21 protein-coding genes, 1 tRNA gene and 1 riboswitch are annotated in these 21,369 nt (G+C 57.6%); of the genes, 14 read left to right on the top strand and 8 right to left on the bottom strand.

All coding sequences use genetic code 11. The features are described 5' to 3' along the window. Positions 1-2: 2 nt before the first annotated feature. Complete coding sequence (locus tag HMPREF2804_RS03230) at positions 3-1,661, bottom strand: ABC transporter ATP-binding protein (RefSeq protein WP_070627423.1); 1,659 nt, start codon at positions 1,659-1,661, stop codon at positions 3-5. Between the two features lie 89 nt (positions 1,662-1,750). Continuing rightward, complete coding sequence (locus HMPREF2804_RS03225; protein ID WP_004006002.1) at positions 1,751-2,350, bottom strand: ECF transporter S component; 600 nt, start codon at positions 2,348-2,350, stop codon at positions 1,751-1,753. 56 nt (positions 2,351-2,406) lie between these two features. Further along, positions 2,407-2,509: riboswitch (TPP riboswitch) on the bottom strand. A gap of 299 nt (positions 2,510-2,808) precedes the next feature. Here HMPREF2804_RS03225 and HMPREF2804_RS03220 point away from each other — a divergent pair. Both HMPREF2804_RS03220 and HMPREF2804_RS03215 read left to right on the top strand, forming a co-directional pair. Further along, a complete protein-coding gene (locus HMPREF2804_RS03220; protein WP_004006001.1) occupies positions 2,809-3,042 on the top strand; it encodes a DUF4235 domain-containing protein in 234 nt (77 codons plus the stop codon). 223 nt (positions 3,043-3,265) lie between these two features. Continuing rightward, positions 3,266-4,660, top strand: a complete 1,395-nt coding sequence (locus tag HMPREF2804_RS03215) for an MFS transporter (RefSeq protein WP_070627270.1) — start codon at positions 3,266-3,268, stop codon at positions 4,658-4,660. Between the two features lie 99 nt (positions 4,661-4,759). Here HMPREF2804_RS03215 and HMPREF2804_RS03210 read toward each other — a convergent pair whose 3' ends face one another. Both HMPREF2804_RS03210 and dcd read right to left on the bottom strand, forming a co-directional pair. After that, positions 4,760-5,989 carry a hypothetical protein gene (locus HMPREF2804_RS03210; protein ID WP_246824111.1) on the bottom strand — a complete coding sequence of 410 codons (1,230 nt, stop codon included), beginning with the start codon at positions 5,987-5,989 and terminating at the stop codon, positions 4,760-4,762. A gap of 33 nt (positions 5,990-6,022) precedes the next feature. After that, positions 6,023-6,619: a dCTP deaminase gene (dcd, locus tag HMPREF2804_RS03205; protein WP_070521221.1), complete on the bottom strand. Its 597-nt coding sequence runs from the start codon at positions 6,617-6,619 to the stop codon at positions 6,023-6,025. Positions 6,620-6,760: 141 nt separating this feature from the next. Between dcd and HMPREF2804_RS03200 the strand changes: the two genes are divergently transcribed. The 8 genes from HMPREF2804_RS03200 to HMPREF2804_RS03165 all read left to right on the top strand — a co-directional run bounded on the left by HMPREF2804_RS03200 (position 6,761) and on the right by HMPREF2804_RS03165 (position 12,343). Beyond that, a tRNA-Gly gene (locus HMPREF2804_RS03200) sits at positions 6,761-6,834 on the top strand. A 344-nt stretch (positions 6,835-7,178) separates the two neighbouring features. Further along, positions 7,179-7,793, top strand: a complete 615-nt coding sequence (locus HMPREF2804_RS03195) for a thiamine phosphate synthase (protein WP_070627266.1) — start codon at positions 7,179-7,181, stop codon at positions 7,791-7,793. A 2-nt stretch (positions 7,794-7,795) separates the two neighbouring features. Continuing rightward, the gene (gene thiO, locus HMPREF2804_RS03190; protein WP_070627264.1) at positions 7,796-8,851 is read left to right on the top strand and encodes a glycine oxidase ThiO; all 1,056 of its coding nucleotides are present in this window, start codon (positions 7,796-7,798) and stop codon (positions 8,849-8,851) included. A gap of 58 nt (positions 8,852-8,909) precedes the next feature. Then, a complete protein-coding gene (gene thiS / locus HMPREF2804_RS03185) occupies positions 8,910-9,107 on the top strand; it encodes a sulfur carrier protein ThiS (protein ID WP_006888800.1) in 198 nt (65 codons plus the stop codon). Between the two features lie 5 nt (positions 9,108-9,112). After that, the gene (locus tag HMPREF2804_RS03180) at positions 9,113-9,868 is read left to right on the top strand and encodes a thiazole synthase (RefSeq protein WP_070627421.1); all 756 of its coding nucleotides are present in this window, start codon (positions 9,113-9,115) and stop codon (positions 9,866-9,868) included. After that, positions 9,859-10,914: a ThiF family adenylyltransferase gene (locus tag HMPREF2804_RS03175; protein ID WP_070627262.1), complete on the top strand. Its 1,056-nt coding sequence runs from the start codon at positions 9,859-9,861 to the stop codon at positions 10,912-10,914. The genes HMPREF2804_RS03180 and HMPREF2804_RS03175 overlap by 10 nt, the downstream gene beginning before the upstream one ends. A gap of 222 nt (positions 10,915-11,136) precedes the next feature. Continuing rightward, entirely contained in the window at positions 11,137-11,640 is a 504-nt protein-coding gene (locus HMPREF2804_RS03170; RefSeq protein ID WP_070627260.1) for a chemotaxis protein CheA, read from the top strand. A gap of 217 nt (positions 11,641-11,857) precedes the next feature. Beyond that, positions 11,858-12,343, top strand: coding sequence for a chemotaxis protein CheA (locus HMPREF2804_RS03165; RefSeq protein WP_070627258.1), 486 nt, complete (start codon positions 11,858-11,860; stop codon positions 12,341-12,343). 133 nt (positions 12,344-12,476) lie between these two features. Here the strand turns inward: HMPREF2804_RS03165 and HMPREF2804_RS03160 are convergent, their stop codons facing one another. Next, positions 12,477-13,496, bottom strand: a complete 1,020-nt coding sequence (locus HMPREF2804_RS03160; RefSeq protein WP_070627256.1) for a zinc-dependent alcohol dehydrogenase — start codon at positions 13,494-13,496, stop codon at positions 12,477-12,479. Positions 13,497-13,818: 322 nt separating this feature from the next. Between HMPREF2804_RS03160 and HMPREF2804_RS03155 the strand changes: the two genes are divergently transcribed. After that, positions 13,819-14,328 (top strand): hypothetical protein, encoded by a 510-nt coding sequence (locus HMPREF2804_RS03155; protein ID WP_048778425.1) that lies wholly within the window; start codon positions 13,819-13,821, stop codon positions 14,326-14,328. A 142-nt stretch (positions 14,329-14,470) separates the two neighbouring features. On the opposite strand, the gene HMPREF2804_RS03150 is transcribed toward HMPREF2804_RS03155, so the two are convergent. Continuing rightward, positions 14,471-15,100, bottom strand: coding sequence for a DUF4097 family beta strand repeat-containing protein (locus HMPREF2804_RS03150; protein ID WP_004005989.1), 630 nt, complete (start codon positions 15,098-15,100; stop codon positions 14,471-14,473). Between the two features lie 259 nt (positions 15,101-15,359). On the opposite strand from HMPREF2804_RS03150, the gene HMPREF2804_RS03145 reads away from it, so the two are divergent. Beyond that, positions 15,360-16,430: a TlpA family protein disulfide reductase gene (locus HMPREF2804_RS03145; protein ID WP_070627254.1), complete on the top strand. Its 1,071-nt coding sequence runs from the start codon at positions 15,360-15,362 to the stop codon at positions 16,428-16,430. An 84-nt stretch (positions 16,431-16,514) separates the two neighbouring features. After that, positions 16,515-17,165 carry a class I SAM-dependent methyltransferase gene (locus HMPREF2804_RS03140; RefSeq protein ID WP_070627252.1) on the top strand — a complete coding sequence of 217 codons (651 nt, stop codon included), beginning with the start codon at positions 16,515-16,517 and terminating at the stop codon, positions 17,163-17,165. 125 nt (positions 17,166-17,290) lie between these two features. Here the strand turns inward: HMPREF2804_RS03140 and HMPREF2804_RS03135 are convergent, their stop codons facing one another. Then, positions 17,291-17,992: a hypothetical protein gene (locus tag HMPREF2804_RS03135; protein ID WP_004005986.1), complete on the bottom strand. Its 702-nt coding sequence runs from the start codon at positions 17,990-17,992 to the stop codon at positions 17,291-17,293. 132 nt (positions 17,993-18,124) lie between these two features. On the opposite strand from HMPREF2804_RS03135, the gene HMPREF2804_RS03130 reads away from it, so the two are divergent. Continuing rightward, on the top strand, positions 18,125-19,105 hold the full coding sequence (locus HMPREF2804_RS03130; protein ID WP_070450165.1) for a zinc ribbon domain-containing protein: 981 nt from the start codon (positions 18,125-18,127) through the stop codon (positions 19,103-19,105). Between the two features lie 16 nt (positions 19,106-19,121). Here HMPREF2804_RS03130 and HMPREF2804_RS03125 read toward each other — a convergent pair whose 3' ends face one another. After that, a complete protein-coding gene (locus tag HMPREF2804_RS03125; RefSeq protein ID WP_070450110.1) occupies positions 19,122-21,110 on the bottom strand; it encodes an NHL domain-containing thioredoxin family protein in 1,989 nt (662 codons plus the stop codon). Positions 21,111-21,369 lie beyond the last annotated feature (259 nt).

Raw genomic sequence — 21,369 nt, 5'->3', positions numbered from 1 at the left:
CGCTACTTCCCTTCCTGAAGACTCCGGCCTGCGGGCTCATGCGGCAGACTTTCGAGCGTGATGCTCCGCCCGCCCAAAGCCGCCGTAAATTCGAGGTCGTGAGTCACCGAGATCACCGCAACCCCCTCAGTAAGAAGCCCGCGAATCAAGCGCACCAGTTCGCCCCAGGTGCTCGCATCCTGCCCGAAGGTCGGTTCGTCAAGAACCAGCACGCGCGGCGCCGTCGCCAAAGCGGATGCGACCGACAGTCGGCGTTTTTGCCCGCCTGAAAGCGTGAATGGGTTGGCGTCTAAGAGTCCGTCTAAATGCAAGCGTTCGGCGAGGGATGCGGTGGCGGCGGCGAGCGCATCCTCATCAATTTTTTCGCGGCGCAGGGCGGCGAGGCGGCGCGGCCCGAGTTCGAGTTCTTCGCGCACGCTGCCACGCACGAATTGGTATTCGGGCTCTTGGAAAACGTAGCCGATGCGCCCCAGCAGCTGAGCGGGACTCCAGGAGGGAATATCCCAGCTGGCGGCTTTTTTCTCGCGGGTGAGGGAGCTTTCTGCCATTGGGTTTTGGTCGAACTCGCGCAGTGCCTCGTGCGCGTGCAGGGTTCCATTGGGGGCGTAGAGGAGCCCGGCGAGAGTGAGTGCGAGGGTTGATTTTCCGGCGCCGTTGGGGCCGAGGATGCTCAGGTGCTCGCCTTCTCGAATGCTCAGGTTAATGCCCCCGCGCAGGGCGGGAATATCCAGGGGCACGGGTGCGGGTTCCGGCATGGTTTTGAGCTGCCGTCGGCGTGCCCGTAACTGTTTTTTGCTCGGAAATTCCCGCGTGATCGCAAGGTTTTCGGCGCTCAGGAGTATGCGCCCACTCGGTGCCGCTGCGGCGGCGGGTTCGGGAACATACCCGGGTACCCATACGCCGTTGGCGATGAGGGTTTCGCGGGCTTGGGCGAGCACGGTTTCGGGTGCGCCGTCGTGGGTGATACCTCCGTCGGCACCAAGCACGATGACGCGGTCCATATGCTGCGCCCACACGCCCACCCGGTGTTCGACGACGATCAGGGTGGCACCGGTTGCCGTGACCGCCTGCACTACGGCATCGCGCACCTGCTGAACGCCCTCGGGGTCGAGGTTCGCGGTGGGTTCGTCCAGCAGAATGGCACGCGGGTGCATCGCCAGGATTCCGGCGAGCCCCAGGCGTTGTTTCTGCCCGCCCGAAAGCGCATTTGTAGGATGCTCATGCGGCAGGTAGTCGAGCCCGACGGCAGCGAGCGCATCGTCAACACGCGCCCAGATTTCTTCACGTGCGACCGCAAGATTTTCGGGGCCGAAGGCTACGTCATCGCCCACGCGGGCAAGCACGACCGATGATTCGGGGTCTTGCTGCATGAGCCCGATGAGTCCGCGTGCGTCTTCGGGGTCTACGCCGTCGATGCGCGCGCTACCGCTTTGGCTCTGCCCGTCGTGATCGTGCAGCACCCCGGCGATAGCGTGCAGGAGCGTTGATTTTCCTGCGCCGGAGGGCCCCAGCAGCAGTACTTTCTGCCCGGGCTCGATGCGCAGGTTCACGTTCGAGAACGCGGGTTTTTCGCGCCCGGGGTGGTGCCAACCGAAGTTGTGAAGGTCGATTGCGGCACCGCGGGCACGCGTATCGGGGGCGCTACTGTGGGGTTCGGTCATGGTTGCATCCTGGGTTGCGGATGGTTCAGAATGTTCCGTGTTTGAGGGTTTGAGCGTTGAGATAGGCTGTGACATACGCCGCCTGCCCGTTATCCGCGTGCGGTACGTGCCTGCACGCCGGAGGCTAGCGAGGCGAGTACCCCGGTTTTAGCGAGCGCTTTCGTGAGTCCCCAGGAGAGTACCCCGGCGAGCACAATTCCTGAGACGACCGCGCATACCACGTAGATGACGGCTTTGAAGATTTCCATGTCTGGGTAGTAGATGATGATTTCGTTGACACCCATGAAGAGCCCGCTCAGTGCGCCCGCGAAGGCTGCTGTGCTGAGGTTCCAGACGCGGTACCCGAACACGGCGAAGGCGATCTCGGCGCCAATTCCCTGGAAGAATCCGGCGATGAGGATTGATTGGCTCCAGGCGCCTCCGGTGAGGAATACGGAGATGACGGCGGCAACGATTTCGCAGTAGAGCGCGGCGCCGGGCTTGCGGATAAGGTACCCGCCGAGCACACCGGCGAGCAACCACATACCGGCGACGATGGGGCGGTATTCGGGAACCGCCGCGAAGAGCGTTTTAGTGGCGGGGTCTACGGCAATATCCCAGATCCAGAAGATTACCGCGCAGGCGGCGGCGACCACAGAGACGATGACGATTTCATTGACCCGCCAGCTGAGGCGAGATTTTTGAGACATATTTTCCTCCCATGATTGGAAGGGGAACATCCACACCCGTTGCGGGTGAGGTGTTGAGAAAACATATTTCGACTCCCTACGCCGGTACTAACCGGATCAGGTTCGAGGGTCTGCGTTGCACTCTCAGCGCCCGTCTGCGGCGCTCCCCTGTCGTGTTGCTTCGAGAGTTCGAAGCCTATAAACGTTTACATTCTATGCTGTATGAGTCGTTTTCTGTGAGTTCGTTGAGTTTTTGAATCGGTTTATGACAAGAACGTGTGGCAGGTCGGTAATATGATTCCTTGATTTGCCGCTGGTATACGCCTTTCAGACCCGCAATACTGTGCTTTTTCTCACGTTCTAGAGTTTTTACCCCGATTTTTCGTGTATGCGCGCGTTAAAACAGGTCATGTTCTCTGCATCTGAGCCGTAAAGCCGATAGGCTAGGGATAGTCACTTCTGATTTTTGAGGAGAAGATATGAACCCCGTAGCAAAGATTGCTATCACTGGTGCCAATATGGCCGCCGCCGCCCTGACAAGCAAAGGTCTTGGCGCAGCGTGGAAGCGTGTGACCGGTAACGAACCTCCTACCATCGGTCCCGAGTCCGAAGATACCCTGCGCAATGTTATTGTGTGGACCGTCATCACCTCCGTGGTGGGTGCTCTGGTAAGCGTCGGTATTGCCCGCGCACAGCGCCGTTTCTTCTCATAATTTCACGGTGTATTTTGGGTGGATGCGCCGCCCCCGCGGCCTTCACGCTGCAGCGGTGTGCGCATCCTTTCCGATGTGCTGATCATGTTCCTGCTCAGAAAAGAACACGGCGCTCGGCACGCTGGGAGGCGATGCCTACGGCAGTGTCGCCGGGTAAGCTACAAGACCAGCACCAGATTGAGGGCGCCTAGCTGCGTCTTACACGAAAGTGAACACATCCGTTATGACTAGACGCGTTCCCGACCACAGTACCAGTCGCCGTTCGGTTGCATCTTGGGTGCTGTGGGATGTCGGCTCGTCGAGCTTCGACACCATCATGATGACCTTCATTTTTACGGTCTACCTCACCAGCTCTTACTTCGGCTCAACCGAGGATGCATCGGCGGCACTGTCACTGGGATTGACCATTGCCGGGTTCTGTATTGCCTTTTTCGCTCCGGTTTCGGGCCAGCGCGCCGATAAATCCGGTAAAGGTATTTTCTGGTTAGGTGTTAATACGCTTTCTCTGGTGGCGTTCTCTGGACTGTGTTTTTTCGTATTTCCCGATGAAGCGCATCTGTGGCTGGGCGTGATTCTCGTATCTGCGGCGAGCGTATTCAGCGAATTTGCGGTCGTGAATTACAACGCTATACTTCCACGCATTTCAACCCCGAATAATATCGGTAAAATCTCGGGGATCGGTTGGTCGGCGGGGTATGTGGGCGGCCTAGTGGCCCTAATTATCGTGTTGTGGGGCTTCGTACTTGAGCCTAACGGGCTGCACCTGAGCACCGACAACGCCTTCAATATTCGCGCAGTGGCACTGTTCTCCGCCCTGTGGTGCCTGATCTTCTGCACGCCTTTGCTAATTCGGATGCGCCGCCGCGAACGGGTGCTTCCGGAGGTCCTTCCCACAGGTGAACTCAGGTTCTTAGAACGCGGCCTAGCCAGGCTTTCTCCGGCACGCCAAGGCGGTCTTTTTGCAGCCTACAAGGAGCTGTGGCGCACCATTATGCGGCTGCGCACCACGGCACCGCAAACCCTTTATTTCCTGTGTGCCAGCGCTATCTTCCGCGATGGTTTAGCCGGTATCTTCACCTTCGGCGGTGTGCTGGCGGCTGGTTCCTTCGGATTCAGTACTTCGGATGTCATTATTTTTGGTGTTGCCGCCAATGGTGTTGCTGCCGTAGGCGCGGTGCTGGGCGGGTACCTGGATGACTATCTGGGCCCCAAAAAGATTATTATTTTCTCGCTGGTAGGCATCCTGATTGCTGCCGTGCCCCTGCTCTTGTTCCCCTACCCTATGACCTTCTGGATTTGCGCGCTCATTCTCGCCCTTTTCGTGGGACCCGCGCAGTCCTCGTCGCGTACCTTCTTGGCGCGTATCGCCGATCCCGGTACGGAAGGTGAGCTCTTCGGGCTGTATTCGACAACAGGTCGCGCAACTAGCTTCTTGTCCCCCTTGCTCTTCGGTCTGTTCGTCACGATTTTTAATGCTCAGGTGTGGGGTATTCTCGGCATTATGGTCGTGGTGCTGGCGGGCCTGCTGCTGGCCCTGCCGTTAGAATCGCCACAAGCGCTTCACCTGCGCAAGGCACGCCGCGCCGAAAAGAAAGCGGCCAAAGCGGTGCAGCGGTAGTTCTTTACTCGCCCCCCCTTGACCTGCGCCCCTCGACCTACGAGTCTTAACCCGCGAGCAGATAGCGGATTGCTATCTGCTCGCGTATTTATTGGGTTTTTAGTTCGAGTCTTCTTCGGTATACAGCGGGTCGTCTACGGTGCGCATCGTGAGTATGCCGCTTTCAGACAGCTGCTCAACAACCTGGCGATGCGCGTCCTCGGGCAACCCCTCAAACAACTCACGCATGACTCCGTAGTGATCCCGCACCGTCAGTTCGTGAGCGGCGTTAATCCAACACTCCGCCGCGAATGCGGAAAGCTCATCCAGTGAATCTCCGTGATGCAGCAGGAATCTTTCTCCATCCACCAAGTACCCGGCGGTACCAAACATGCGCTGAAGAACCTGCGTGCCGTTAGGGTATACGTTCGGCAAGCGGTCGGGCACCTCAAAGGTCTCGTACTCGTCCACTCTCTCGGAGTTCGGGAGCACAGCATCCTCGGCGAGAAGTTCACGCACGAGCGGCTCAATATCTTCAACCTCGGAATACACCAGCCGCCATACGCCGCCGCACTGCTCAAACAGGCGAATAATCGAGAGCACCCCCTCGGGGTTGAGCGCCACGCCGGAGGTCTGCTCGGCAATCGACATGAGCGCATCCCCCAGGCTCACACGCTCAAGATAGGGTTTCGTGGGCTCATCGGTGCGCCCCACCATGACGACGCGAGCGGCTGTATAGCTCGTATCCTCACAGTCCGCCGCGTTCAGACCCAGATCCACAGGGTTGCGCTGTTCCTTCGGCTCGTCATCAGAGACTACCAGCGACAGCGGCTTTGGGTAGGGGTAAATCTCCCGGTCAGCACCCACGATCGTGGTTTCGTCCGTCAGATAGGTGAACTTCTTCCCCAAATACTGCGCGGCGGTCGTCTTCCCCCGCCCCGAAGCACCCACCAGCACCAGTGCGCGCTTCGTAGCCGGATCCCCAATGGCGGCGGCATGCAGCATAGTGCGCTTACCCGCCAACTGCTGAATCATAGCAACCGTCAGATTAGACGTCAGGGTCTCCAACGCCTGCTTCTCGTTCTGAATATTAAGAATCTGCAGAATCCCGAACGGGTTCACCAGGTCGGGGTGCTCGTCAAACAGATTCACGCTCCCATCCGTGAGCACAATCGCGTGCGCCACAGACTGGGTAGCCTCAAGGGCATCATACACACTATCGAAGAGGCGCGGGGATAGACTCCCCCAGGTCTGTACGATCTGCTCGCGCAGCGCATCGGGAACACCGGGACCAAAAATAACCTTCAGATCGGCACCGGCAGGGCTTAAAGCCATTGTCTTGAACGACAAGGTATCTCCTTGAAAAAATCATGCGGACGGCGACTAGTCGCCAGATTTCTCAACGGGGATCTCTGTACGGTGAAAGTTCAGGTAGCTGCGCGATGCGGTTGGTCCGCGCTGCCCCTGGTAGCGGTTTCCGTATGCGCCGGAACCATACGGATGCTCAGCCTCGCTTGTGAGCCGGAAGAAACACAGCTGACCGACCTTAGACCCGGGCCACAGCATGACCGGCAGGGTCGCCATATTAGACAGTTCCAGGGTCACGTGCCCTGAAAAACCGGGGTCAATGAACCCTGCGGTTGAGTGAGTCAAAAGCCCCAAACGCCCGAGTGAAGACTTACCTTCCAGGCGAGCCGCCACATCCGCAGGCAGGGTCACCTGTTCGTAGGTGGAACCGAGCACGAACTCGCCAGGATGCAGAATAAAAGGCTCATCGGGGGCAACTTCCACCAGACGAGTCAGTTCCTCCTGCTCCTGCGACGGGTCAATATGCGGGTACTTATGGTTGTCAAACAGACGGAAAAAGCGGTCGATGCGCACATCGACGCTCGCCGGCTGAATCATCGAATCGTCAAACGGCTCAAGTACGATACGGCCGTCAGCAATTTCTCGTCGAATATCGCGGTCTGAAATAAGCACACTCTAAGGATACCGACTCCAGACTCCATACTTCACCATTGCTCAAAAAGAACAGCCGACAAGTCAAAAATAAAAATCTGCGGCAAAGTGTGCGAACCGAGGCAGCACACGCTACACTAGGTTAAGTCCGATCACGGATGCGCGGCTGTAGCTCAATGGTAGAGCGCACGCTTCCCAAGCCTGATACGCGGGTTCGATTCCCGTCAGCCGCTCCACTTGTGTCTCCAGCCTAACGGCTGGAGACCTCTTTTTTAGGCTTCCGGGAATCGCTTACGCTAAAAAATCGCCCCATCAGGGACGATTTTTTACCTCCAGCTCATCAGCCGCTCTTAAATGCTCTGGTGTTTACCAGGGCTTTTTTTATTTTCCCCAGCTAGCCCCGCGAGCAGGTGGTTTTTGGCAGCATGTCACAGCAATAAAAACGCCGCCAAGAACCGCGATAAAGGTTGTGTGCTAGCCTGAGTGGGAAACATCTGCGTGTGCCGCATCGTCGCAAAATCACCGCAACGCCCGCATGAGCGCGCAGGAAACGCTACTTTCACAGTCGAATCGTGGTCCCATGACAACCAGTAACACCGCCGGAACCGCCACGCCTTTAGACCTTTCGCTGTATCTGGTCACCGGCAAAAACCCCGTCGAAACGGTGCGGCGGGCACGGCATGCCACCTGCATACAGGTACGTTCCAAGCCCATCAGCACTCGCGATCTGTATGCTCTTGCCGAAGAGATTGCGCGCATCGCACTCCCCCACCAGAAGATACTGATTGATGATCGGGTGGATGTTGCCCTTGCCCTGCGCGCTCGCGAGGTGCGCATTGATGGGGTACATATCGGCCAAGACGATCTGCCCGTCGCCGATGCACGCCGTCTGCTGGGCGAGCACGCCATTATTGGTCTCACGACCGGCACCCGCGAGCTTGTTGAGCGCGCTAACACCGTTGCGCACCTGATCGACTACATTGGTGCCGGACCGTTCCGCCCCTCCCCGACCAAAGCCTCAAACCGCCCGCCGCTGGGTATTGAAGGGCTGCGCGAACTTGCCGAACTCTCGAAGGTTCCGGTGGTCGCTATCGGCGATATTTGGCCGCAAGACTGCCCGAGCATCCGCGTAACAGGGGTTGCCGGGGTTGCAATGGCACGCGCCTTCGTGGAAAACCCGGAATTGCAGGCATAATCATGGCAGAAGTTATTACCGTGGTGGGCGGCGGAATTATTGGGCTGACCACCGCCTTTGAACTCACCGAACGCGACCAGCGGGTGCGCGTCTATGACCCAACCCCCGGCGAGCGCGGCACGGGTGCCAGCTATTTTGCGGGCGGAATGCTCGCGCCTATTGCCGAAGTGCAGTTTCAGCAGGATGCGCTTTTCCCGCTCATGGTTGCCAGCGCGAACGCGTACCCTTCACTCATGCGCAGGCTCGCTGCGGTGACGGACGCACCCACCGGCTACGATACGACCGGCACGTTGGTGGTGGCGGGTGACCGTGCGGATGCGGCGCATCTGCGCGATGTTTCTGAGTATTACCGTTCGCTCAACCGCAGTGCCGAGGCGATTCCCGTGAGCCGGGCGCGTGCCCTGGAACCCGCACTTGCCCCGGATTTGGCGGGTGCGGCGCTGATTGAGGGCGATCATCAGGTGGCACCTCGGCTGTTTTTGCAGGCTCTCGTGAAGGCGTTGAGGGCGCGCGGGGTCGAGTTTGTGCGTGAGCGCGTGACGAACCCGGATTTTGGGGATATTGTGTGCACCGGTTTGGGCGCGGCGGGGCAGTATCCGCTGCGACCGGTTTACGGTGATATTCTGCGTTTACAGGCGCCGCATCCGCTGGTGGAGCATGTAGTACGGGGGTTCGTGAACGGGCGGCCCGTTTATGTGATTCCACGGCCTGGCGGTGAGGTGTGTATCGGTGCGACAAGCCGCGAGGACACGCGTACCCGCCCCGGTGTGGACGGCGTGTATCAGCTGCTCAAAGATGCGATTCGGGTGGTTCCTGCGGTGGAGGAATGTGAGCTTATCGAGTCGAATGTGGGGGTGCGCCCCGGAACCCCGGATGACCTGCCAATCTTTGGTGACCGTACCACGGCGACCGGGCGGCGGCAGCTGATCTCGAACGGGTATTTTCGGCACGGAATTTTACTGGCGGCACTCGCTGGGAAAGCCGGTGCGGAGGTGTTTTTGGGCGGGGATATTCCGCCGGAGTTCGCGCCCTGCTCGCCGAAGAGGTTTGAGCGCTGATACGCGATTTGCTACTCCATACCGCCAGTTTGTGCACTAACAACGAGAGGAATAATCCATGAAAATAACCTATAACGGCGAACTATTAGATATTTCGACCCCGAATCTTGAGGCGCTGATTCTTCAGCAGGCGGGCACCGATCAGGGTGTCGCTGTCGCACTCGATGGTGCTGTGGTGCCGCGTTCACGGTGGGCGAGTACCGAAGTGCCCGAGGGCGCTAGGGTCGATGCGCTGACCGCAGTTCAGGGCGGGTAGTGACCATGATTATTGCTGAGAAAGAGTTCTCATCCCGGCTCATTATGGGTTCTGGGGGCGCCACCAGCATGGACCTGCTCGAAAAAGCGCTGGTCGCATCCGGCACCGAGATGACCACGGTCGCGATGCGCAGGCACGCCTCGGGTACCCCTATTTTTCCGCTTCTGACCAGGCTAAATATTGCGCCTCTACCCAATACGGCGGGGTGCCGTACCGCGCGCGACACCGTTATCACCGCCCGGCTCGCGCGCGAAGCCCTGGGCACGAACTGGGTTAAGGTTGAGGTGATTAGCGACGAAGACACCCTGCTGCCGGATGTGTGCGAGACCGTGACCGCCTGTGAAACGCTGGTGGCAGAAGGGTTCACGGTCATGGCGTACACCTCTGATGACCCGGTGATCGCCAAGCGTCTGGAGGATGTGGGCGTCGCGGCGGTCATGCCGCTCGGCTCACCCATCGGCACGGGGCTGGGCATTTTGAACCCGCACAATATTGAGCTGATTTGCTCCCGCGCCACGGTTCCGGTGCTGCTGGATGCGGGGGTTGGCACCGCATCGGACGCCGCACTTGCTATAGAACTCGGCTGCTCGGGCGTGCTACTGGCCTCGGCGGTCAACCGTGCGCAGGATCCGGTGGCGATGGCGCGAGCCATGAAAGCCGCCGTTGAGGCAGGCTATCTGGCGCGAAGCGCAGGCAGGATTCCCCAGCGCGAGCACGCGAAGGCTTCCTCCCCGGCGGAGGGTTTAGTGTCATGGATGTGACCTCACATGATCGCTCTTCGGCGCCTGACGCACCGCAGATTCTAGCACCACAGGACCCCGCGCAGGCGCAGGCTCTCGAAGCGGAACGCGTATCGCGGCAGAACCGTCTGCCCGGTTTCGACCAACAGGCGGTCGCCAATGCGCATGTGCTCGTTATCGGCGCGGGCGGCCTAGGCTGCCCCGTAGTGCAGGCGCTCGCCGCCGCCGGGGTCGGATCGATTGCGCTCGTCGATCACGATGTGATTGAGCTGTCGAATCTGCAGCGCCAACCGTTGTTCGGTGCCGCCGATTGCGGCCGGGCAAAGGCTGAGGTTGCCGCGCATCGTGCCCGCGAGATTGCCCCGGCGCTGAGGGTGACGGTGTATCGGCAGTACCTGGAGGAATCCTGGATTCTTGACCTGCTCGCCGAGGAGAACCCTGCGGTGATCGTCGATTGTACCGATACCTTTGCGACTAAATATCTGATTGCCGATGCCGCCGAGATAACCGGTATTCCGCTGGTGTGGGGGTCGGTGCTGCGTTATCAGGGCAGCGTGAGCGTCTTCCGCACGGGGTCAGCACATCTGCGCGATCTGTTCCCCACAACCCCAAAGACGCTGGAATCCTGCGCCGAGGCCGGGGTACTGGGCGCTACCACGGCGGTTATCGGATCGCTCATGGCGACGGAAACACTCAAGTTCCTGGCGGGGCTGCCGACGCTTGAGGGTCGGCTGCTCACCTACGAGGCGTTGAGCGGAACCTTCCAGAATTTTGCGCTCTCCCCAGACCCGGAACGAACGCCCGTGACGGATTTGAGCGCCTACAAACTGCCGAAGATTCTGCTGGATGTGCGCGAGCAGAGCGAACGCGAAACCCAGGTGAAGTACCCGGATTCTTTACACCTTCCGCTGTCTGCAGCTACCGAGGATGCGGTGCGCGCCATGTTGAACCCGCTTGCCGGGGAACGCGTAGGCGTGTTTTGTAAGTCCGGGGCACGCGCAGCGAAGTTTAGAAAGGATTGGGATGCGGTTGCGGAAGAATACAATATAACGCTGCTTGGAATTTAGTGTTTATATTTTCTTTTGCTAAAAATACTTTTCAAAGCAAATAATCAGTAATCCTAATTTATTTACCATCAAGAATCTTTTAAGTATATAACAATATTGAATAAATTATATATAGCTTTCATGCATGCTTTAGTGGAATAAAACTATGGTTGCAATCCTTAGATAATTAATTTTAGGGTGGAAATGCAGGAATTATCCGCAGTGCAGACGAAAGGATGCATTATGTCACTCGAAAACACCAATCTTTCTCGCCGTAACCTTCTGCGCGCCGGTGCGCTGGGCGTCCCTGCCGCAGGCGTACTCGCCTTCGGCTCCACCCTCGTGACCGCAACCTCCGCGAACGCCATCTCGGCCGACGGCTGGTGGGGCGAAGAAACTAGTGCGGGTCTGCAGCGGTTTTTAAACGCTGTAGTATCTACAGGTCGCGCTCCTGAGGTCGGCAGGATTGAATCTCAACCTTCGAGTATGGCACCTTCCTGCCCAGGAATTGTTGGCGGTTGGGAATGGGTACCTGACGACCAGGCGAAAGGCTCACGTACACTTAGGCTAATGTTCGACTGGCTAAATAAAGTAGATCAGACTCCAGTTTCAGCCAAGACGAAGTTAAATACAGGACTTATCACTTCTCTCCAAGAACACTACGGCATCACACAGGACGGTCGCCTTGATGCGCCTTCTCAGACCATCATGGCTCTACAGAACGAAATCAACCAGTACGTCGGCTAACACCTTCTAGCCATATAACGGTCGACTACTGGGAGTCGATAATAAGAAGACTCTTTATTCCACTAAAGCGGATTTTCTCATGCTTCATTGGAATAAAGAGTCTTTTTTGCAAGTATAAACAAATATCTTTGGAAAAATTAAGGTTGATATCCTCCGATAATTAATTTTAAGGTGGAAATGCAGAACTAAGCTGCATCACCGATGAAAGGATATTTTTATGTCTCTTGAAAACACTAGCCTTTCCCGCCGTAACCTTCTGCGCGCCGGTGCACTGGGCGTCCCCGCAGCAGGCGTACTCGCCTTCGGCTCCACCCTCGTAACCGCAACCTCCGCAAACGCCATCTCCGCTGACGGCTGGTGGGGCGAAGAAACGACTGCAGGTTTCCAACGGTTTATGATTGCTGTCACGGGAACCAGCCTTGAGGTTGATGGGATCATCAGCGGTCAGGATGCAGTTATGCAGACCTGGTGCCCCGGAATCGTCGGTGGTTGGGAATGGGTTCCCTACTATCAGGCCACGGGTTCACCCACTATAACTTGCATGCATAAATGGCTGGGTAACAAAGCTACGGACGGCAAGTTTTCTCCGACTGACATTGCTGCGCTTCAGAAGCACTACGGTGTCTCCGTAGATGGCTCGCTCGACGGTCCGTCCCAGACCATCATGGCCCTGCAGAACGAAATCAACCAGTGGGTTGGGTAAATTAACTAGTCCCCAAGCCGCGCCAGGTATCGGCTGTTAGGGTCGATGCCAAAAAGGCTCTTTATTTCAATAAAGCGGATTTTCTAATGTTTTATTGAAATAAAGAGCCTTTTTCTGGCGAAAAATTAGAGGACTATTTATCGATACTCAGCATCACCTTGGGGCGCTCCCGCTCCCCCGCTTCCAATCGCTCGAAGGCGGCTTGTGCATCGTCGAGGCTATAGCTGCGATCGATCAGTACCCCCAGCTCAGCCCGGTGCTCCCGCACGAACTGCGCACCAGCCGCGTAGTGGTCGATGCCGTGGCGCACACCCACCAGGTACTGCCCCCGCAGGGCAAGCTCTGAGGCATCAAGGCCGGTCTGCGCTGGCGGGAAGCCGATCAGCACCGCCGCGCCCCCGTTCCTCAGCAGGGACGGCGTGGCCTGTAGCGCCGTACCGGAGCCGGAGCACTCCCACACGGCATCCCAGTCTCCGGCAGGGAGCGCGTCCACCGTTTTATAGGCCGTAATCCCAAGCTCGGCAAGATGCACGGGCTGTGAGGGATCAACCACCGCAACCTCAATGGGGTACTGCTCCAGCACCAGCGCCGCGAGGGTGCCGATCGTGCCACCACCCAGCACGAGTACCCTATCGCCAGGTTCCGGGGTGGCTTTCGCTAGACCTTCCAGGACCGTCACGAGGGGTTCGGCCAGAATATATTCGGGATGCGGCTCTGCACCCGAACCGTCGTCAATGACGGTCAGCACGTGCGCTGGCATCACAAGCTTTTGCGCCGCCGCCCCACCGTGCTCATAAAGACCAACTTCGCGCAGGTTTGTGCAGAGGTTCCGCCGCCCGCACTGACAGAAATTGCATATCAGGCAGGGAATCATGGTGCTTCCGGTGACCACCGCACCGGGTTTCAGCTGAGTGCCGTGGGCAGTCTGCGGCGGGGTTTCGATCACGCCCACCCACTCATGCCCGTAATGGTGCGGATACTCGGTCAGACCGCGCCGCAGATAGTTTGAGGTGCCGTCGTACAGCTCAAGATCGGTCCCGCAGATGCCCACATAGGCAACTCGAATGAGAGCCTCATCGGGTTGTTGGGTCTGAGCATCTTCAATCTCGCGCGCTTCGATGCTTCGGATTCCGGTGATAAAACTGGCTTTCATCGTTATCTCTCCCTGCGTTCTAATGCGGTCTCTTTAGACTATCTATCCGCAATAGACGAGTTCAAGGACTATAACACCACTGGGGCATAATATTTTATTTTTCGTACAGCATTCATTAAATAAATGTATTTTACTACTCTTTAAAATGCTTAAAATTTTATTCGTATATAATAATATTTCGCTCATGAATATACCCAGAAAAAATTTAAAAAGTTTTTATTTAACTTTATAGAAGAATAAATTTAGGCTTGATATTTGTCGATGAATCCTTTTACAGTGAAAATGCAGGATCAATCTGCATCACCGATGAAAGGATATTTTTATGTCCCTCGAAAGCACTAACCTTTCCCGCCGCAAGCTGCTCAAGGCAGGTGCCATAGGCGTTCCCGCCGCAGGCCTTGCAGCCTTCGGCTCTACCCTGGTCACCGCAACCTCCGCTAACGCCATCTCCGCCGACGGCTGGTGGGGCGAAGAAACCTCAGCTGGACTGCAGCGGTTTATGAATGCCATGTTCCCTCAAGCAAACCTCGTTGTTGATGGGGTAATCAGCTCTCAGATTTCTAAATATGCATATAAATGTCCCGGACTTGTTGGAGGTTGGGAATGGGTGCCGCGTGAGGAAGCTCAGGGCTCACCCACAATATCTTGGATGACAAAATGGCTGGTACCAGCTAAACGAGATGAAGGACCTTCAGGTCGCCCAGCTATTTTTGCTTCTTTACAGATTTGGTGGCTAGGCAAGCACTACGGAATCTCCGAAGGTGGTGTTCTGCCTGGTCCGTCTCAGATCATTCAAGGACTCCAGAACGAAATCAACCAGTACGTCGGTTAACGTTCTACCGCTGAGCATCATGCCAGATGGATAGATGCTAAAAAGGCTCTTTATTCCTATAAAACGGTGGAAACCCGCTTTAGTGGACTAAAGAGCCTTTTTATGCGACCAGAAAGAGATCCGGCAAAGAAGCGTACAGCGCCTACGCCAGCGTTACGGACCCGCCGATGCAGTTGATAAACACGCTGGGTTGCCCCTTCGCATTGTGTGAGTCGCCCGGTTCGCACGGCTGATCCAAAATCTGCACCTTGCCCGAAACATCCTCGATACGGTATCCCGGCATCTCGGTGAAAGTTCCGGTCGTCGTCACCGAGCCGCCCGTGACCGTGAGAGTCGCATCCTCAGCAACCGTACTGTCTACCATCTTCACGGACGAAGATTTCGCGGTCACCTTCGCATGTGTAAACGATGCGTTCAAACAGCGAATAGTGCCCGTGGTCGCCGCCAAATCCGCGTGCGTGGTGCGCACACCCTCAAGGCGGCATGTTGAGTTTGTCTGAACCCGCAGAACGTCAAGAAAAGAATCGTGTGGAAGGCTGATAACGATCTTCGGTCCCCCAAAGGATAAAAACGAGGTGCGCTTGGCAAACTTGGATTTCCAGTAGCGTTCCCGCTGAACAATCTGGATAACACCATCTTCGGTGCTTACGTCAAAAAGTTCTTCATGCGGTAACTCTGCAGTCGCATCCTGGGTTTCTGCTGCGGTAATAGCGACCTCAAGGTCGAGTGCTTCAACAGCTAAAGACACGGGCTCAGGCAACGCGATAGGCATACACTTAACTCCCTATTTTTTATCACGGTGACGAAGGCGCGACCCGGCGCACGGCCTGGGCATCCGGCACTGACTCTGCCAGTCACCTAACACCTTCATGAGCTATTCTACCCCGGTATTATTCCGACTCCGAACACGATAGAATGTGCTTCCCTCCCAAAATTTATGCCGCCGGATGCGCCCCCATATCCGCCGTGCAGACCCTCACCAGGCGTAAAATCTGTGGTAGACACAAACTCACTCAAACTTTCAAGGAATCATGTCTGCTTTTCCGAACGTATCTTTTCTTCTCTGTACGGCGCTGATCACGGTTACCCTGGCGGTGAGCGGGTTCGCCAAGGCTAAGGACCCTTCCAGTACCGTCACGGGTATTCTCAACCTGGGGCTTGAAAAAATTGCTCCGCTGAAGCTCACCGCGCGCACACTCCCCTGGGCCGAGCTGCTTCTGGCGTTAGGGATGCTCGCAGCGCCGGGCCTTCTCTTCACCGCAGTATCGGGCATCTCTGTGATGCTCATGCTGTTCTACCTGATCGTTATTGCGCGGGCGCTTGCCACAGGCCGCACCGCGGGGTGCAATTGTTTCGGCTCAAAATCCGCCGCACCTGTGAGCCGCTATACGCTCATCCGCAATATCGCGTTGGCCGCCGCCGCGGCTGCCGTTTTTGCCGCATCGTTGGGTTCAGGTCGGGCGCTTATCTACGAGCTGTACAGCCTCAACGCCGCTGATTGGGGCTGGGTGCTCGGCGCCGCCCTGATCGCCCTCACCATGTGGGCGGTACAGCGCGGCGAGGCATTGGCTGAGCCAGATTTCGGCGAAAGCGACGATAACCATCTTCTGCTTCCCGTCTATGAGGATCGCGGCGACGGCGAAGAATACGTGCGCATGCCCATTCCGTACGCAACCCTGCATACGCTCGACGGCAAGAATTTTTCGATCCGCGAGCTCGCCGAGCTCAAGGCGCGGGTGCTGTTCTTCGTCTCCCCCACATGCGGCGCCTGCCTGTCGATCTTCGACAAGCTGGCGGGCTGGGCGCACAAACTGCCGCAGCTTGAGCTGCATCCTGTTTTCAGCAGTGTGAGCAACGCAAAGACTGCGTCTGTACCCGAGAGCATTACCCCGCTGATAGACCCAAAATTTGCGGCTATGCACGCTTTCGGCCGCGGCACCCCACTGGCGGTAGTACTGGGCTCTGACGGACTGTTGGCGGGCGGGCCGGTGCGGGGCGCATCCGATGTATCCGATGTTATGGACCAGTTGATTGAGGAATTCACCGGCACCGAAAACTCGGATGAACACAGCGAGCAGAATACCGTCGGGCAGATGCCCTAGGAGGCGCGTTCTTACCCGTATGCGGTACGATACCCCTACGTTTGCACACACGCTATCTATTCATCTACCACCGAGGAGAATACGGTGTCAGCATTGAGTTTTAACACCCCCGGCGAGCGCGAAAAGTCGCTCTGGCTCATCAAGAAAGAGAACGATCCGGCACATTCGCAATGGTATATCGACCGTTTTAAGGCTATGGAGGCTGAGGGTAAGGATATGGCGGGTGAGTCTCGCCTGGTGAATGCTTTGGCCTCGCGCGGGGCAAAGATTCTGGATGCTGGTTCCGGCCCGGGCCGCGTGGGTAAGCAGCTGCATGCGCTGGGGCATCGGGTGACCGGCGTTGATATTGACCCTGAGCTTATTGATGAGGCGCGCCGCGTATGCCCGGAAGCCACCTGGGTTACGGCTGATCTGGTGGATTTGCCGCAGGCTCTCGGGATCGAGTCTGATGCCGGTGAGGATGGTTTTGAGCTGATCGTATGTGCCGGGAATGTGATGGGTTTTCTTGCGCGTTCAACCCGTAAGCCGGTGTTGGAGAATTTCCGGAAGGTGCTGGCTCCGGGTGGGCGTGCCGTGATTGGGTACGGTTCCGGTCCCGGTCGTGACTATGCGTTTGCGCAGTTTCTTGAGGATGCGCGCGATGTCGGGCTGAATGTTGATTCGACGTTTAGTTCCTGGGATTTGCGTCCGTTTGCCGAGGGTTCCGAGTTTATTGTGGCGGTTCTTTCGCGGTAGGCGGCGCTCAGGCGGCACGCTTTATGGCTTGTAAAAGCGGTGGTGCGCATCCTGGTTTTGTGTAGGATGCGCACCACCGCATTTTTTCTCTTTCCGCCCCGTGCAGAACGCGGGAATCATAGCCTCTAGGGGATCAGGTGGATTGAACGTGCCATGTCTTCGGGCAGGATTGCGGCGCCGCCCAATATAGCCACGATAAGTACTGCGAGAATTGCCATAGTGGCGGATTTCCAGCCGGGGTGCAGTTCGGTGAAGGTAATCAGACCGTGGTGCAGCCGGTCAATATCGAGAACGTTCGCTTTTTTATAGACCGTGGTCTGGTCGGAAAGTTTCGAGGCCACCGTAGACATAGTCTTGGCATCCCACACGCGACCGTCGAGGCGAAGAAGAGACTTTCCCTGCTTATCCAGCGCCCACATGCTCGGGAAGCTGCGGTACTTGAGCTTGGCAACAACGTTGCTGAGGTCTTGCCCATGTGCTTTCTTGCCGTAGAGCTTTTCCACGAAGATCGTGTGGTCCATATCTTTACGTTCTACCGCATGCCAGCCGAAGATTCGGGCGCGGAGTACATGGGTTTTGGTGATTGCCACGATCGTGGGTTTAAGCACCGAATACAGGCTTAGACCCGCGAAAAAACAGATAATAAGCACCAGCACCAGGTATGGCAAGGCGGGGCGTTTATACGCTAAGAATGCGATCGCGGCGACGAGGGTGATGGTTCCCGGAAGCGCCGCCTCGATGCGCCTGCCGTAGGATCGCATGCGGGGGTGAAAGAGTTCTAGAACATCGCCATATTTGGCGGGAATTTCGTGTGCGCGTTCTGCCATACACACCACTTTAGCGGGCGCACCTGCTCGACGCTAAGATTTTCGCCCCGCAGTGTCAAACCTGAGGGTTCGTGCGGGTACATAATTCTGCCCGGTGTCAGGTGCGCCCGCGCGGTGCGGTACGCTGTAATCATGCATAAATTTTCTCCCGTGGAACGGGTTCTAGCTACCTGGGTTATCGGCGTTTTCGTGTCGGTAACCCTTGCTTTTGGCGCGCTCTTTGCTCTGAATCGGCTGGTGTACACCCCCACGGGTCAAGTTCAGGAGTATTTTAGAGCGCTGCAGGACGGTAATGGTTCGCATGCGCTCGGTATTTTGGGGGCGCGGGTACCTGAGGGCGACGGTTCTCTTCTCGATGGTGAGGTTCTGAAGAAGTCGGTTTCGGGGCTGTCTAATATTACCTATGAGGTAGTGGAAAGCAGCGGTGACGGCGAGCATGCGACGGTGCGAGCCTCCTACACCTTGGACGGCGCACAGGAACACACCGATTTCAGACTGCGTCATGTGGGCGATCACTGGGGTCTTTTTCCGCGGTGGGAGATTGAACCCGGCGAGTTGCCCGAGCTGAAGGTTTCGATTAAGGGCGTGCAGGCGGCGACCGTGAACACCCGCAAGGTTGCGGTTGATGACGGTGAGGCAACGTTCCCGGTACTCTACCCCGGAAACTATTCCATTTCTTATGATTCGACGGTGTATACCGCACAGCCGTACTCGCAAAAGGTACTCTCAGCGGACGCAAATTCGCAGGTCACGCTCGATTTGAAGGCGAGCGATCAGGCCCGAGAATCCGTGCAGCATCAGGTGGAGGATTACGTAAATTCCTGCACCGAGCAAAAGACTCTCTACCCGAGCGGCTGCCCCTTCGAGTACACTTTCCCCGGGCGCGTGGATGGCGAGGTGACCTGGTCGGTCACGGAATATCCGCATCCACACGTGACGGTCACCGCGAATGGCGAATGGAGCGCTGACCAGGCGCAGGGCAAGGTCAAGGTCTCCTTCACGCAGCTTGACCTGTACACGGGCGAGCGGCAGCCCTTTGAGAAGGAAGTTCCGTTTACCATCAAACCGACAGTGAACGTCAGCAACGGCACGGCGGTGCACGTGAGCTTCTGAAAGCTCTTACCCTAGCTTAGTTAATCCCTCGCAAATCCAGCACGAGTTCGCTCTCATCCGCTGCATCACCGGTGACGATGACCGGAATACCCCAGTCCTGCTGGTATAGGTGGCATGCGGCGTGCTCGGGAATATCGCCGTCGGGGGTGCCGTCGCAGGCGGCGGCGCGGGCGGTAATGTGCAGCACCGCCTCCTGAATTTCGGGGTTGAGCACGAGGGTACGGCTGAGCCCTTGGGAGGTACCGGCACCGTCCAGCAGGAAGTTTTCGGGGGTGGATGAGATTTTCAGCTGGGTCGGGTCTCCCCAGCGGGTATCGAGTTTCTGCCCGGTCGGCACGGTAAACCGCGAGGTGAATTTAAGGGTTCCGCCGGTGAGTTTCGTGGCGGGTCGGGCGGTTGTGATCGCGCCTTCGTCCACTTTTTGCGCCTGCGCCGGAATTGCGGCACGCACTAACTGGTGCGCATTGGTTTCCACGATTATCAGGCGGGGGTCCTCGCCCGGACTATGCTCCACCAGGAGGTCGGCAGGTTCGGCGAGTCCGCGCTGCAAGGTGCTCAGTTCCTTCGCGGCAGGATCCCAGCGGCGAATCGCACCGTTATAGGTGTCTGCCACTGCGATAGAACCGTCGGGAAGCTCTGCAAGTCCCAGCGGATGCTGCATACGAGAGGTCTGCGAGTCGCCGTCCACGAACCCGAAATCGAACAGACCCAGCCCTACGGCAGAAGTCACCTGTACGCTCTGGTGCCCGTGCTCATCCCGCGTAAAGGTTACGTGGCGCAGCCCGCTGGTTTCCGAGCAGGCTACCCACAGACTGCCGTCACGCGCCTCGATAATGCCGGAGGGTTGGGCAAACCATGCATCCTCGGCGGTACCGTCCTGCAGCCCTTCAACCCCGGCGCCCGCAAAAATGCTGATGGTTTCAGAAACGGGGTCGTAGCCGAAGAGCTGGTGGGTGCCAGCCATCGCGATCACGAACTGCCCGGCTTCACGCGAGTAGACCGCATCCCACGGGGATGAGAGGGCTACAGCGGTGGCGGGCGCATCTGCGGGGATATGGTTTGCGTTGCCCGTGACGGCATTATCTCCATCAATAACGCGCTGCACGCCGTTGCCCGCAAGGGTACGAACCTCGCCCGTGCGCAGGTTCAGCGAGCGCAGCCGGTGATTCACAGTGTCAGTAATCAGCACATCGTACCCAAGTTTTTCGCGGAGTTCGGCGGGTACCAGGGCAAGCCCTTGCGGTTCGTTAAAGCGTGCGGTGGTTCCGATTCCGTCGGCGTAGCCTTTATCGCCACCCTCTCCCCCGCCGTAGGTTGCCAGCACCGTGTTGAGGTCTTCGGCGACCTGCAGGATGCGGTGCCTAGCGGTATCGGACACCAGGTAGGTGCGTGAGCCGGTGCCGAACAGGTTTTTGGGCCCGAACTCTGTGGGGAGTTCAATAGCCTTCCCCGGGAAAGCGAATGTTCCCTCGGTTTTGGGTCGGGGTACATAGGGGCCGTCGCCACGGTGCAGGGTACCTTTTTTCTCGTGTTCGGCAACGAGCTCACGCACGAGTGAGGTAAGCCCCTGCACGTGTCCCTCCCCGGATAGATGCGCCACAATATAACCTTCGGGGTCGATGACCACGAGCGTGGGCCAGGCGCGGGCGGTGTAGGCCTGCCAGGTGGTGAGTTCGGGGTCGTCGAGTACGGGGTGTTTGATGTCGTAGCGGTCTACGGCTGCGGCGAGCGCTACCGGGTCTGCCTCATGCTCGAATTTGGGGCTGTGCACGCCCACGGTGACGAGCACATCCGAGAATTCTTCTTCGAGGGGGCGCAGCTCGTCGAGTACGTGCAGGCAGTTAATGCAGCACAGGGTCCAGAAGTCGAGGATCACGATTTTGCCGCGAAGAGTCTGCAGGTCTAGGCTCTTCTCGCCGGTGTTGAGCCAGGATCGTCCGATCAGTTCGCTGGCGCGCACGCGCACGGTTTTCTGCCCGGTATGCTGGTTGCTGGTTTCGATCACGATTCTCTCCCCTATGGTTTCGCGCCCAGACCCCGCTTAGTAACAGGGTGCGCTCGTTTCACCCTATTATGCCAGCGGTGCGGGCATGTTCACCGGGCGGTAAAAGTTTATGAACTCGTCCCGCAATACGCCGTCATATTCTGTCATAGAAGCGAAGACATCACCCTAGGTTTTACCCCATGCGCATACTAAAAAGCCCTTGAGGTGAACGAAGTGTTAGAAACTCCGCCGTATTCACCTCAAGAGCCTTTTATCATCC

This window comes from Rothia sp. HMSC065G12, assembly GCF_001811455.1.
Lineage (GTDB): Bacteria > Actinomycetota > Actinomycetes > Actinomycetales > Micrococcaceae > Rothia > Rothia dentocariosa.
Note: the sequence above shows the minus strand (reverse complement) of the source record. Positions and strands in the feature narration are given on the sequence as shown.